General features: G+C 71.1%; 15 protein-coding genes. All 15 read left to right on the top strand.

Annotated elements, in window-relative coordinates; all coding sequences use genetic code 11:
• Positions 1-39 precede the first annotated feature (39 nt).
• The 15 genes from ABD329_RS18675 to ABD329_RS18605 all read left to right on the top strand — a co-directional run bounded on the left by ABD329_RS18675 (position 40) and on the right by ABD329_RS18605 (position 13922).
• Positions 40-852, top strand: coding sequence for a hypothetical protein (locus ABD329_RS18675; RefSeq protein WP_198276221.1), 813 nt, complete (start codon positions 40-42; stop codon positions 850-852).
• Positions 853-977: 125 nt separating this feature from the next.
• Positions 978-1388, top strand: coding sequence for a head decoration protein (locus ABD329_RS18670; protein WP_198276220.1), 411 nt, complete (start codon positions 978-980; stop codon positions 1386-1388).
• 13 nt (positions 1389-1401) lie between these two features.
• The gene (locus tag ABD329_RS18665) at positions 1402-2472 is read left to right on the top strand and encodes a major capsid protein (protein ID WP_198276219.1); all 1071 of its coding nucleotides are present in this window, start codon (positions 1402-1404) and stop codon (positions 2470-2472) included.
• The gene (locus ABD329_RS18660; RefSeq protein ID WP_198276218.1) at positions 2469-2729 is read left to right on the top strand and encodes a hypothetical protein; all 261 of its coding nucleotides are present in this window, start codon (positions 2469-2471) and stop codon (positions 2727-2729) included. Before ABD329_RS18665 ends, ABD329_RS18660 begins: the two co-directional genes overlap by 4 nt.
• 88 nt (positions 2730-2817) lie before the next feature.
• Entirely contained in the window at positions 2818-3150 is a 333-nt protein-coding gene (locus tag ABD329_RS18655) for a hypothetical protein (protein WP_198276217.1), read from the top strand.
• Complete coding sequence (locus ABD329_RS18650; RefSeq protein WP_198276216.1) at positions 3147-3992, top strand: hypothetical protein; 846 nt, start codon at positions 3147-3149, stop codon at positions 3990-3992. Before ABD329_RS18655 ends, ABD329_RS18650 begins: the two co-directional genes overlap by 4 nt.
• Positions 3989-4240, top strand: coding sequence for a hypothetical protein (locus ABD329_RS18645; protein ID WP_198276215.1), 252 nt, complete (start codon positions 3989-3991; stop codon positions 4238-4240). The genes ABD329_RS18650 and ABD329_RS18645 overlap by 4 nt, the downstream gene beginning before the upstream one ends.
• A 134-nt stretch (positions 4241-4374) precedes the next feature.
• Positions 4375-4755 carry a hypothetical protein gene (locus ABD329_RS18640; RefSeq protein WP_198276214.1) on the top strand — a complete coding sequence of 127 codons (381 nt, stop codon included), beginning with the start codon at positions 4375-4377 and terminating at the stop codon, positions 4753-4755.
• Positions 4752-5183 (top strand): DUF6093 family protein, encoded by a 432-nt coding sequence (locus tag ABD329_RS18635; RefSeq protein ID WP_198276213.1) that lies wholly within the window; start codon positions 4752-4754, stop codon positions 5181-5183. Before ABD329_RS18640 ends, ABD329_RS18635 begins: the two co-directional genes overlap by 4 nt.
• Positions 5180-5587 (top strand): hypothetical protein, encoded by a 408-nt coding sequence (locus tag ABD329_RS18630; protein ID WP_198276212.1) that lies wholly within the window; start codon positions 5180-5182, stop codon positions 5585-5587. The genes ABD329_RS18635 and ABD329_RS18630 overlap by 4 nt, the downstream gene beginning before the upstream one ends.
• On the top strand, positions 5584-6015 hold the full coding sequence (locus ABD329_RS18625; RefSeq protein ID WP_198276211.1) for a hypothetical protein: 432 nt from the start codon (positions 5584-5586) through the stop codon (positions 6013-6015). Before ABD329_RS18630 ends, ABD329_RS18625 begins: the two co-directional genes overlap by 4 nt.
• A gap of 263 nt (positions 6016-6278) precedes the next feature.
• Complete coding sequence (locus ABD329_RS18620; RefSeq protein WP_198279630.1) at positions 6279-6818, top strand: phage tail tube protein; 540 nt, start codon at positions 6279-6281, stop codon at positions 6816-6818.
• Positions 6815-7384, top strand: a complete 570-nt coding sequence (locus tag ABD329_RS18615) for a hypothetical protein (protein WP_198279631.1) — start codon at positions 6815-6817, stop codon at positions 7382-7384. Before ABD329_RS18620 ends, ABD329_RS18615 begins: the two co-directional genes overlap by 4 nt.
• A 374-nt stretch (positions 7385-7758) precedes the next feature.
• Positions 7759-13029 carry a phage tail tape measure protein gene (locus ABD329_RS18610; protein ID WP_198279632.1) on the top strand — a complete coding sequence of 1757 codons (5271 nt, stop codon included), beginning with the start codon at positions 7759-7761 and terminating at the stop codon, positions 13027-13029.
• Complete coding sequence (locus ABD329_RS18605) at positions 13029-13922, top strand: phage distal tail protein (RefSeq protein WP_198279633.1); 894 nt, start codon at positions 13029-13031, stop codon at positions 13920-13922. Before ABD329_RS18610 ends, ABD329_RS18605 begins: the two co-directional genes overlap by 1 nt.
• Positions 13923-13928: the final 6 nt, after the last annotated feature.

Here is a 13928-nt window from a genome sequence, read left to right as displayed (position 1 = left end):
GTAAACGGCGCGGGGGCGCACCGGTGGAGGACTACCAGCATGCACCGCAGCACCCCCCGACCGCGGCCCGTGCCCGGCGCGATCGTCGGCTACGTCGGCGGCCGTCCGGTCCGCGTCATCGCCGGCGGTTCCGGCGAGGCCGACCCGCCCATCCCGCCGAACCCGAATCCCGACCCGCCCGCGGCCCCGCCGGTCCCCACACCCAAGGACGTCGCCGACCGCCAGGGCGGCCTGGGCGATGAGGAGACCGTCACGGTCACCCAGAAGCGCCTGAACCTGATGATGACCCGGGAGAAGGACCAAGGCCGGCAGGCCGCGCTACGCGACCTCGCCAAGGAGGCCGGCCTCGACCCGGACAGCATCGATGCCGACCAGCTCCGGCAGGTACTCGCCGACGCCAAGAAGCTCAAGGACGCACAGCTGTCCGAAGAGCAACGCCGGGAGGCCGCGTTCGACGAGCGTGAGAAGGCCGTGTCCGCCAAGGAGACCGCAGCAGCCGAGAGCCTGGCCACTGCCCAGGCCAAGCTGCAGGAGGCGCAGCGCACCGCCGCGCTCCTCAGCCTCGGCGCCGCTGACGAAGACCTCGAGGACGCCCTCGTGCTGCTCGACAAGGCCCTCAAGGACACCCCGGACGCCGACGCCGACGCGATCGCCGAGGCGGCCAAGGGCCTGAAGAAGCGCCGCCCCGCTCTATTCGGGACCGCGCCCGCACTCAAGCCCCCGACCCCGCCCGCGCCGTCTGGGTCGCCGGCCGGTGGGCCCCCGCAGCGCCAGGCCCCGACCGGCAAGCCCGGCGACGCCGGGCGCGCGATGGCCGCCCGCATGTTCGGAACCGGCAAAGCGGCGGCCTGACCGGCCGCAGCGCGCACTACCGCATCACCCCTGGGACCACGCCCATCCCTTCCTCCCGTGGACGACGGCACCGCTCCGGTGCCCCGTATCGCTGCTGCGCCCGTCCCACGGGAGGACGACCCGGCATGGATATCCAGCCGATCACCACCACTCAGCGCCTGCAGGTCGGCCGCCCCTGGCTGCTGTCCGGCCACGGCACCGAGACCAACCAGACCATCACCCTCGACGTCGCCAAGTTCACCGAGAACACCCACTGGGTGCGCGGCATCAAGACCGTCGAGGCGCACTTCAAGTCCGGCCTGCCACTGGCCTACAACGCCACCAGCAGCTTGTACGAGCCGTACGACCCCGCCGCCACCGACGGCCACGAGGTCCTCGCCGGCTTCCTCGACACGGAAACCGCCTTCGGTATCGGAGCCACCCGCATCGGTGCCGCGCTGCGCATCCACGGCCTCATCGCCCCGGCGAAGCTCCCGGTCCCCTTCGACCCGGCCGCCGTGAAGCAGACCACCGCCTCCGTCATCTACGCATCCTGAGAGGGAGCCCGTCATGCCGACCGAGATACACGACATGCTCGAGCTCCTGCTCCGGGAGCTCACGCCGACCGACATCAACGCCTTCGTCCGCGCGATCCCCGGCCCGGAGGACTACGAGCTGACCCGCAGCGTGCTGCCGGAAGTCCGGCTCAACACCGTCAAGTGGCGCGTGAAGCGCACCAACCGCCGGGTGCCGGCGGCCAAGTACCGCGCCTGGGACGCGACCACGCCCGTCGCGACCCGCGAGATCACCATGGTCGAGACCGAGGGCAAGCTCCCGCCGCTGGGCCAGAAGTACCTCGTGGGCGAGATGGAGCAGCTGCTGCTCGACGCCGACCGCGGCGCGAACTCCGACGAGCTGGTCCAGGCCGTGTACGACGACGTCGCCGCGCACGTGCTGTCCATCCGTTCCCGCATGGAGCTGGCCGCCGGTGACCTCCTGGCCGACGGAAAGTTCACGCTCAAGGGCGAGAACAACCTGTACATTGAGTACGACGCCCAGGTCCCGGCGGCCCACATGCCCACCGCGGCGGTGCCGTGGACCGACCCGACCGCCGACGCCCTGGCGGACGAGATGCGCTGGATCCAGGCACTGCGCGACGCCCGGGCGCCGCTGCCCACCCGGATCTTTACGTCCTTCAAGGCCAAGAGCCTGCTCGCGGGCAACCAGTCCTACCGGGCGGCCTACTACGGCAGCCTGCTCGGCTCGCAGATCCCCACCGCCGTGCTCGCCCCCAACGAGGTCGACGTGGTCCGCGCGAGGTACGGGCTGCCGCCGATCACCGTGTACGACGTACAGATCCCCCTGGACGACGGCACCAACCCGCGGGCGCTGCCCGAGAACCTGTGGCTGATGCTGCCGCCCAACCCGCGCCAGTGGGGCGAGACGCAGTACGGCGTCACCGCCGAGTCGCTCGTGCTCTCCCGAGGCACCAACCCGGCGATCCTGCGCGAAGACGCGCCGGGCATCGTCGTCACCCACGGCTACACGGACGACCCGGTCACCGTGTGGACCAAGGTGGCCGCGTCCGCCATGCCGGTGATGTACGTGCCGGACATCCACATCGCCGCGCGGGTGTGGTGACCGTGCCCCGCCTCCTCTCCACCGTCTACGTCAAGGACCCCGAGACCCACGAGTGGGCCATCTGCGCGGCCGGAACCGAGCCGGAGCCGCGGCTGGCCGCGCTCATCCGCACCCCGTCCGCGTGGGAGGACGGCGAACCGCCCGAGCCCGTCCAGGACCCGGCCGCGCAGGAGCCCGCGCCCAAGGAGCTGGCCGACCCGGAACCGAAGCCGGACAACAAGACGCGCAGCCGCCGGACCACCAAGGCCGACGAGTAGCCCGGCCCCTTTCACCGCCGGTGCGGGCCGGGCCCGTCCTCACCCGGCCCGCACCGGCCACCCTTCTTCTCACCCGTGAGGCTGTCCCGTGGACGAAGCATCGCGCCGCTGGTTGCTGGCCACGCTCGGCCCGGCCACCGATACCACCGACCTCGAACAGCGCTACGCCCGCCTGCACTCGCTGCGCGCCGTAGCGCTCGAGGTGCTGCGCGAACGCCGAGCGACGCTGCTCGCGCAGCCCCTGAAAGTGGCGCTGTCCGGTGTCGTCTCCGTCGACACCAGCGGCAATGTGGCCGCCCTGGACCGGCAGATCGAAGAACTCGAGGACCCCGCCACCCCCGTCCCCGGGGAGGAAACGCCCGGCGAAGGCGACGGCCCGGGCGGCGGCATGCTCTACCTGCGCGAGCGGCCCCGCCGATGAGCACCCCGCGCGAACCCTCCCGCGACGAAGCCCTGCGCCAGCTCATCACCGCCGCCCAGACCCAACTCGAACGTGAATGGCTGCGGCTGACCACCGCACAGCAGGACGTGCTGCGCGCCCTGGCCACCGCGCGGCGCCGCGGTTCCCGCCCCCGCGCCGTACCGCCGGCCGTCCGGCAGACGCTGATCGCCTTTACCGCGGCGACCGCCCGCTTCAACACCGACGCGGCCGCGCTCATCGAACGCTGGAACGCAGTCGACCTCCCCCGGGCCTACCGACTGGGCGCCGAGGACGCGCTCCGCTCCGCCATCCTCGCCCCGGACGCCCGCAGGCCGACCTTCGACTGGATCTCCACTCACCAGGACGTGCTGTCCATGCTGACCGCCGCCTGCTACCCGGTCCTCATCCGCCGCATCAACGACATCGTCCGCCGCGCCCAAGCGTTCGCCCGGGCGGCTACCGCAGCCGCCCGGGCCCCCGATCCGCCCACGACGGACCTGGCTACCCAGCACCGGCTGGACACCGTCCCCTACGGCCGCGGCACCCAGCACCCGGCCGCCTCCTGGGCCCAGGCGGCTCTGTCGGCGCAATCCATCACCGTCGCCAACACCGGTGCGCTCACCGCCACAACCGCCGACCTCGGGGCCCACTGGGTGCAGGTCACCGACGGCCCCGAATGCGGCTGGACCAGTCACCCAGAACTCGACCGCGCCCACGGCACCCTCCGCTCGGCCGAGGAAGCAGCGATCTACCCCATCGCCCACCCCGGATGCCTGCGGCGCTTCATCCCACGCCCCGACCTCAACAACGACCCCGCCATCGAAGAGGGACAACCCGCATGAACAACCAGCCTGTGACCATCGGCCGCATCGTCCACTACGTCGCCCGCGGCAGCGCCGACGGCCGCTACCCCAGCACCTGCCGCGCCGCGATCGTCACCGCCGTGGACCACGGCCAGCCCGCCCTCGCCGTCTTCAGCCCCGAGGGCCTCTTCTTCAGCGACCCCCTGCCGCACGCCGACGCCGAGCCGCTGACCGGCGGCACCTGGCACTGGCCCACCACCCACCAGGACAGCCACCGACACGCCTGACCGCCCCCTTCTGGTCTGGTTCACCGCCAGCACCGACACCGGGCGCGCCACCCGCCCCGGCAGAGACGGGGCGGCCGCGAGAGGACTGGCCACCCAACGGCAGACGACACCCCGACCGACGAGGGAACCACCACATGAACGAAGCCACCCTGGCCGACGCCCTGCACTCCGTCCGCATCACCACCGACGGGGTGCGCGCCAGCGTCACGCTCGATGGGCACGAAGTGTCCTCGTCGCTATCCGGCTACACCCTCGAGCACCGCGCCAACCAGCCCCCGCTGCTCGTGCTGTACGCCCGGCCGCCGATCGACGGCGTCGCCTTCGACGGCTGCGCCCAGGTCGCCGTCGCCAGTGAAGTCCCACCCGCCGACGCCATCGTGGCCTTCCTGACCAGCATCGAACCGGCCCGCCTGCAGCAGGCCGCCCTGAACCGCGACGACCTGGACGGCAGCCCCACCGAACTGACCAGCGCAATGCTCCGCCAGCTCACCGAGTGGGCCGGAGGACGCGCATGAACCTCCTGGACCTGCGCTCCCTGGGCACGTTCGTCGAGGACCTGGTGATGGGCGACACCATTCAGATCAGCCGCCCGGCCGGGCCGCCTGTGCTCAACCCGGCCACCGGCGACCTCGAGGATCCAGCACCGGACATCGTCTATGAGGGGCCCGGCGCGATCCTCGACAGCTCCGCCGCCCCCGGCATCACCGTGCCGGTCGCCGGCCAGCCCTACCAGGACAACCCCAAGACCACCTACCGGCTCCTCACGCCGACCGACGCCCCGGTCGCCGCCCGCGACGACACCGTCCGCGTTCTGCGCGCCGCACAGGATCCGGCCTTGCTCGGCCGCACCTGGCGCTGCACCCAGCCAGGGCTGGCCGCCACGGTCATCGCCGTCCGCGTGACCTGGCTGGACGAGAACAACCCGAGAGAAGGCACGCCGTGACCAGCGCTCGGCGCTTCACCGACCCCGACCAGCTCGCCGCCGCGATGGCCCAGGCCGCCGCCCGGGTCGGCCCGGCGATCGCCCTCGCCGTCCGGCACGAGGCCGTGGTGCTTCAGACCCTCATCCAAGCCGCAGCCAGCGGCCGTCCCGGACCGAACGCCATCACCGGCCGCTACCGGGCCAGCTGGCAGGCCCAGGTCCACCCGCACCGGCACGGAGCCACCGCCACTGTGGGCACCTTCGCCCCGCAGGCCCGCCGTCTGGAACTCGGCTTCTACGGCGCCGACGCGCTCGGCCGCGTCTACGCGCAGCCGCCCCTCCCGCACGTCGCCCCTGCGCTCGCCCTGCTCCAGCCCCGCTTCGCCGAGCGGATCGCAACCGCCGCCATGGGAGCCTTCGAGTGATCGAACGCCGCCTCGTGACCCAGGCGCTGGAGACGCTGCTCACCGCGGCGACGGGAAAGCCGTGCGGTACCGGGGCACTGCCCCAGGTCGCAGGTAAGCCAGCCGAACCCCCGTACTGTGTGCTGCGCTCCCTCACCCTCACCCTGGATGGGGCTCCGTTCACCGATCGGCACGAGGACAGCGTCACCCGCTACCAGGTCGACTGCGTGGCCCGCAGCCACACCCAGGCCGAATGGCTGGCTGACCGAGCGCGTACCGCTGTTCTCGGCCGCGACGTTCGCGGGGCATGGCTGCACGCTCTGACCGTTCCGGGCCGGACCTGCTACGCCCGCGGCCTTGACCTGGATGCCGGCACCGACCCGGATGCCGCCGCCGCCGTCGTGACCTACATCCTCCAGTTCCGACTCGACTGGACGCAGGCCGCCTGACGTTGGCCCGGCCGGAGGCCCCGGGCCAACTCGGGCGGGAGGCTCACCGAGCGATGGCGAGCCGCCCAGACTCAGACGCTGACCCCGAGGACGACCCAGCTGCGGCTATCGTTTCCTATGTGATCAGGTTCCAGCTCCACCGGAGCCCGGCCGGATAACCCCCACCCCGGCCACCCCGCACCGCGGCGGCCCCCTCGCGGACACGCCATCAGCACTTTGGTGGCCGACCTGCTCTGACACGCTCAGACCCGAGGGGCCTTCCCATGGCATTGCCCATCGCCAAGCCGGTCGAGAAGTTCTCCCGGCGCGGCGTCTCCATCTTCCTGTGGCTGCCCACCATCGCCGACACCGCGGGCCTCATCCCGACCCGGGCCGAACTTGAGGCCGGCACCAACCTGTCGGCAGCGATCGCCAACATTTCCGGCTTCACGCTCGAGAACCAGAGCATCGAGACGCCGGACATGGGGGATGACTTCGACTCCTCCATCCCCGGCTCCGACAAGGCCGAGGACTCCTCGCTCACCTTCTACGAGGACAAGACGACCGACGAGATCGAGCAGCTGCTGAGGAAAGGCTCCGTCGGCAACATGGTCATCCTCCGCAAGGGCGACGTCCCCGGCAGCAAGTCGGTGGACGTCTTCCCGGTCCGTGTCGGCTCCCAGTCGCCTGCCTTCACCACGGACAACGAAGCGGCGAAGTTCGAGACCAAGTTCACCATCACCCGCCGCCCGGCCCAGGGCCTCGCCGTCCCGGCCGTCGGCTCCGGCAGCACCAAGAGCCTGAAGAAGGAGCTGACGTCGTGAGCGCCGCCGCACACCACGAGCCGCCAGCCGCCGCAGTAGCCGCCGACCCGCACTGGGCCGCGAAGATGGCCCGACTGAGGGCCCGCACGGCTGCCCAGGTCCCGCTGTACCTGTGGCAGGACCCCGAACTCCGCGACCGATTCGAGGAAGCCCGCCAGGCAGCACAGACCGCGCGGCAGCTCGCCGACGCCGACCCCGGCAACAAGGCCCTGGCCGACGAAGCGAAGGCGGCCGAGACCGCCCTCGAGGAGACCCGCGCGGCATACCAGGCCGACTGCGAGGTCCTCACCTTCCGCGCCCTGCCCGGCGATACCTTCACCCAACTGGTCAGAGAGCACCCGCCCACCGAGGAACAAGCCGAGTCCGGCAGCGACTGGAACGAGGACACCTTCCCCGCGGCCCTCATCTCCGCCGCCAGCGTGGACGGCATGACCGAGGAGGAGGCTGCCGAGCTGCTCGCCGGGTGGGGCATGGCCGACCGCGTCGAACTCTTCCAGGCCGCGCTCGCCGCGCAGAACACCAAGCGGAGCGACTGGGGAAAAGGCTCCGGGCCGACCCGCAGCTGAGAGCCGAACTGGAGCTGTGCGACCGCTGGGGCATCCCACATTCCGCCTTCCTCGGCGGCGACGGCACCTGGTCCCCGGACGACCGAGCCAAGGCCCTCGCCTACCGGGAGCTTCAGCGCCACACCTGCCCCGACTGCGGCACCCGCGGAGAGGAGTGGGACGAGGACGCCGGCGGTGACCGCTTCGCGTACGTCGGCACCACCTCCCGCTGCCCCGGCTGCGAGCTGATCGCCCACGAACGCGACCACGTCCCCGACGGCCAGCACGGCTACGGCGTGAAGGTCGGCCTCATTCCTCGAGCAGTGCACGAACAGCGCACCCGGGCGCACACCCGCCGGGATCACCGCCCCTAGCGACCAGGAAGGAGAGCGGCGGTGGTCGCGTGGAACCTGTCCGTTGCCCTGACCGGCAACGGCGACGGTCTCGTCCGTGTCCTTGGCCTCTCCCGCCGCGAGGCCCGCGGCCTCTCCCGCGAGCTCGCCGCCGTCCGCCGGGAACTGGACCGCATCAGCGCAGGCGATCGCTCCCTGCGCTCGCTGACTACCGGGCTGCGCACTACGACCTCCCCGCTCCGCACGCTACGCACAGGAGCTGCCGGGGCCGGCCGGGACCTGCGCCGTCTGGGCAGCGACGCCAACCGCGCGGCGAGCGCCCAACGATCCAGTGCCCGAGCCTCCCAGGCCGCCGCGAACGACCTGCGGGCCATGTCCCGCCAGATCCGGACGGCCGCCGGTGACCTGGCGGCACTGGCCCGGGCCGCGCGCACCGCCGACGGCCGTCTGGCCAACATCGGCCGCGGCGGCACCCGCTCCCTGCGCGAGACGGAGTCCGCCGCCCGCCGTGTCCGCGCGGAACTGTCCGGACTGACCGGACTGCTGGCGGGAGGCGGACTCGTCCTCGGCCTGCACGACATGATCGAACAGGGCAACGAGTTCCAGCGCGGGATGGCCACCTTCGGAGCGGTCACCGGTGCGTCGGCGTCCCAGATGCAGCGCGCTTCGGCCACCGCGAAGGCCCTGGGCGCCGACATGGAGCTGCCCACCGCCACGGCCGCAGGCGCGGCCGAGGCCATGGTCGAATTGGCCAAAGCCGGTTTCCGGACCGACCAGGCGATCAGCGCGACCCGGGCATCGCTGCAACTATCCGCTGCCGCGAATGTAGACGCCGCAGACAGCGCAAAATATCTCGGCGATATGATGGATCAATTCGCTCTGGGTGCGGACCAGGCGGGCCGGGCGGCGGATATTCTCGCGGCGACCGCGAATAGCGCGTCCGGTGACATTATCGATATCTATTACTCGATGAAATATGCCGGGCCTGTGGCGCATGGCCTGGGTGTCTCCATGGAAGAGGCCGCCGCGGCCGTCGGCATGCTCGGCAAGGCGGGCATCCTCGGCCAGACCGCTGGAACGACCTTGCGCGGCATATTCACGAATCTCGCCAAGCCCACGGCGCAGATGACTGAGGGCCTGCGTGAAATGGGAATTGAGGCGTGGGACACGCAGGGGCGTTTCAAGGGTCTGCGGTACGTCATCGAGAAACTGAGTAGCGCTCAGCACGAGATGTCTCAGCAGGACTTCACGGCGGCAGCGGCAAAAGCCTTTGGTAAACCAGCACTTTCCGGCGCGATCGCGCTCGCCCACCAGGGAGTGGCGTCCTACGACGCCCTCAACCTGGCCGTCAAGCAGAACGGCGCGGCAGCAGCCATCGCTGCGGCGAAGAACCAGGGCTTGGCCGGCGCCATGACGCTGCTCAAGAAGCAGACCCGCCAGACCGGACTGGAGATCTACTCCGCCCTCGCACCCGGCCTGGAGTGGCTCACCCGCGGACTCACCTCCGGCATGGCCGCCGCCACGCCGTACATCACCAGCGCCATCAACTACACCCACGACCTGGCCACCTTGCTCGGCCCAGACCTGGCCAAGCAGGCCCGCAACGGCCTCGGAGGTCTGGCCGACCAGGCCCGAAGTCTCCTCAAGCCACTGAAGGCCCTCGGAGAGACCGCACTCGCCGATGGCCTGCACCTCCTCATCAGCGCCGGCCAGGCCCTGATGACCGTGCTGACCAACCTCGCCGACGGGCTCACCCCGATCGGCGAGGCCCTGGCCACCCTCGGCAGCCAAACCGACGGCGCCGCCAACGCCCTTGATGTCATCGTCCTCGTGCTCGACGCGGCAGCCGCCGCCGTCGAGGCCCTGTCCACCGTCCTCGTGCCCATCGGCCACCTCGTCGGCGGCCTGGTCTCCGCCTTCGGTGCGCTGCCGGGACCCGTGCAGACCGCCCTGTTCGGGCTGCTCCTGTACCGCCGGGTCGGGCCGGTCATGTCCGGCCTGGCCACCACCGTCAGAGGCCGGGTGACGGGGGCCTTCGCCAGCCTCAACGCCCAGATGGCCGTGCAACGCAGCCTCGCCGCGGCCTCCGGCCAATCACTCACCCGGTACGGCGCGGCCATGGCCGTCCTGCAGACCCGCGTGCCGCTCATCGGCGCGATGTCATCCTCCTTCCGCACCGCCGCGGCCGCCGGTACCGGGTTCACCGGCACCCTGAACGGCATCACCCGGGCCGCGGGCACCGGCCTGCGCGGCGCGATGACCGGCCTGATGGGCGTGATGGGAGGGCCCTGGGGCGTGGCGCTGGCGGGCATCACGGTCGGCCTCGGGCTGCTCGCCTCCCAGCAGCAGAAAGCCGCCCAGGCCGCAGCCGAGCACCAGCAGCGGATCGCCGACCTGACCCGGGCACTGCGCGACTCCGGGGGTGTGGTCGACGCGAACGTCCGCGCCGCGGCCGCCCAGACCCTGCTCGACTACAAGCTCCGCGACAGCAAGACCAAGCTCGTCGACGTCATGGAGCAGTCCGGCGTCTCCATGCGGACCCTCACCGACGCATACCTCGGCCAGGGCACCAGCCTCGGAGCGCTCGAGAAGAAGTACCGCGACCTGGCCGAGGCCAACAAGGAGTGGGTCGACTACGCCGGCGGGAAAGCCAGCAAGCTCGAGTACACCGACACCGGCGAGCGGTACAAGAAGGCCGCCGACGCGCTGAAGTCGATGCGCGGGGAGATGGAACAAGGCGTCAAGGACGCCAAGCGGCTCGCCGAGGCGCAGAACCCGTCCGGTAAGGCCCTAAGCGCCTACGACAAGCTCAAGCTCGCCGTCGGCGGCCTGGCCGACCGCACCGCCGACGCTGACCAGCGCACCCGGGCCCTGAAGGAAGCTCTCGACCTGCTGTCCGGTGGCTCGGTGAGCGTGCAGGCCGCCCAGGCCCGGCTCAACGAAGCGATCCTCAACGCCAACGATGCCGTCGACGACCAGATCAAGAAGTCCGGCGACTACGGCAAGAGCCTGCTCGGCCTCAACGGGACCCTGAACACCGCCAGCCGCAACGGCCAGCAACTGTTCAACAGCCTCAACGGCATCTCCGACGCCGCAGCCTCCTCCGCGATCGCGGCGTTCGACTTCGCCCAGAAGCAGGGCAAGGACCTGCCCCAGTCCCTGCAGACCGCCCGCACCGAGATGACCAAGGCCCGCACGGCCGCCCTGGACCTGCTCGAGCAGTACGGCATCACCGGGGACAAGGCCAAACAGGTCGCCGACGCCATGGGGCTGATCCCCGGGCAGGTCTCCATCCTGCTGCAGACCCAAGGAGTGGACCAGGCGCTCGCCGAGCTGCTCGCCGTCCAAGCGGAATTCGCCAGGTTCCCCGACCGGCGGACCGTCAAGGTCGAGGCGCTGGGAGAGGAAGCCCAGAAGGAGCTCAAGAAACTCGGCTACGCCATCGAGCTGATCCCCGGCACCCGCGAATACAAGATCACCGCTCCGACCCTGGGTGCCCGCAAGGAGCTGGACGAACTCATCGCCAAGATGGCCGCCACACCCAGCCACAAGAACGTCAAGGTCGACGCGGCGACCCGGGCCGCGATCGCGGACCTGGAGGAAGTCCAGAAGCGGATCCGATCGACCAAGGGTCGAACGATCACGATGCGCGCCCCGACCACAGAGGCCCGGAGGCAGCTGGAGTTGCTGGGCTTCCGGATCAAGAACACCAAGGGCAAGAAGGTCACGATCACCGCGCCCACAGGCACCCCGCGCACCAACGTGGACGCCCTGAGCCGGTCCATCGAGAGCCTGCGCGACAAGTCGGTGACCATCACTACCCACCGCGTCGAGGTCTTCGAAGTCCGCAGGACGGCTTCCTCAGCCGCTGACGCGATCCGTCGGCAGGCCCGCAACCTGACCAAGGCCGACGGCGGGGTCGTGGACTACTACGCCAAGGGTGGGATCCAGCGGGGCGGCGTGCGCCGCTTCGCCGGCGGCGCGGAGAACCACATCGCGCAGATCGCCCCAGCGGGGAGCTGGAGGGTGTGGGGGGAGCCCGAGACCCAAGGCGAGGGCTATGTGCCGTTCGCCCGAGCGAAACGACCCCGGTCCCGTGCCATCACCGAGGAGATCGTGCGCCGCCTCGGCGGCGACCCTACCGGCATCCAGTGGAACGCCAACGGCTCGGTCACCGACTGGCGCTACGACCCGCAGAGCGGCTCCCTGTACAGCCCGAGCGACGCCGGGCAGGCCGGCAACAAGACCCGCAAGGTCCGGGTACGGGTCAAGGGCAAGTGGCAGACCAAGGAGGTCGAATACTTCGACATCTCCGCGGTCGAGAAGAAGCTGAAGTCCGCGGCGAAGGCGACGCGCGCCTGGAACCGGGACCTGGAGAAGGTCGCCGAGCGCGCCGGGGGAGACGTCGCCGAGGCGCTCGCCTCCATGGGCCAGGACGGCATGAAGATCGCCCACAAGATGGCGACTGGGAGCACCAAGTACATCCAGAACATGTCCAAGGCCCTGCGCGACCTGCAGACCACGGCCAAGGCCACCCTCACCGACTACACCCGCCAGCTGACCAAGGCCAACCAGGTCGACGCGGCCTTCTCCAAGAACCTCGCCACCCTGGCCGCCCAGGGCTACGGCGATCTCGCCCGCCAACTGGCCGCCCAGAACGACGAGGCGGCCCAGCAGCTGGCCGCCGTGGCGGTGAAGGACAAGAAGAAAGCCTCCACGGCCAACACCGCGGCCAAGACCGCGAACTCCGCGCTGCCCTCCGACCAGGTCGAAGAACTCGTCCAGATCATCTCCGCCATCACCAGCAGCAAGGTCGGCATCCACAAGGTGGCCGAGACCACCGGGCTGACCGAGGACGACATCATCGACGTCGCCAGCAAGGCAAAAGGGCAGATCAAAACCTCGCTGGGGACACGCGCCACCCAGTTCCTCGCCGACCTGGACAAGGCCACCAAAGGGCTCGCGTACGCCGACGGCGGCATCCGCGAGGGCATCTACGCCACCCGCGGCGGCCTCCTGCGCTTCGCCGAACCCAGCACGCACGGCGAGGCGTACATCCCCCTGGCCCTCGGCAAGCGACACCGGGCCACCGCCGTACTCGACGACGTGGCCGGCCGCTTCGGATACACCCTCACCGGCGCGCAGGACGCCCAGGCCGGGCGGACCCGCGTCATCATCATCCGGCAGCCCGCCTCCCTCATCGGCAGCATGCCCGTCACGGTCTCCTCGCCCGCAGGCGCCGCCAGCCCCGAGCAGTTCGGTGCCGAGGTCATGCGCCGCCTCCGCAACGCCCAGCGCGGGGGGCGAGTGTGATGACCGAGCTGATGGAGTGGCAGTTCGACATCGCCGGGGTCCTCCTCGGCACCGGCACCGACATCCCCGTCGGCGAGGTCGAGGGCCTCGGCGCGCCCGAAGCCCGCACCCAGGACGTGGACAACCCCGCCGGCGACGGCACCTTCCCCGGCATCGACCTGTACGGGGCGCGCACCGTACGCCTCGAGGCCGGTATCCGCACCCCCGGCGAGCCCGGCCGCGGCCTGGACCTCCTGGCCCAACTGCAGCGGGCCGCCGCCGACCCGGACGTGCGCCAGGCGCCGGGCGCCACGAACGTGCTGCGCATGCGCTGGCCCGGGCGCACCACCCGTCGCCTGTACGGACGGCTGCGCCGCGTGGAGGCCACCAGCACCGCCAACGCCGTCAACGGCTGGATCCCCCTGGACCTGGAGTTCGCCGCCGTCGACCCGCTCTTCCACGCCGACGACTCCTCTTCGCTCACCCTCGCCCTGTCCGCGGGCGGCCTGGGCGGGTTTCGCGCCCCGCTCGTGGCCCCGCTGACCACCGGGGTAGCGATCCCCGACGAACGGCGCGGCTGGGTGACCAACGACGGCGACCGACCGGCCTGGCCGAGCCTGCGCATCACCGGCCCATGCACCAACCCCCGCATCCGGCACGTCGAGTCGGGCCGGGTGATCGAACTCGCGGTGTCCCTGACGACCGGCGAGCACATCGACATCGAGACCCGGCCTGGTACCCGATGGGTCCTCAAGGACGGCGTCAGCAACCTCGCTCCCGCCCTGTCCGCCGCATCCCGCCTGGACACCTTCACCGTCCCGCCCGGCACCACCGAGCTGTGGTGGACCGCCCGCAACTACACCAACGCCACCCGCCTGACGGCGACCTGGCGGGCGGCTTACGCCGCCCTGTGACCCTCG

Origin of the sequence: Streptomyces javensis, from assembly GCF_039525925.1 — a bacterium.
Taxonomy (GTDB): domain Bacteria; phylum Actinomycetota; class Actinomycetes; order Streptomycetales; family Streptomycetaceae; genus Streptomyces; species Streptomyces asiaticus.
This window is presented reverse-complemented; position numbering and strand designations above follow the sequence as displayed.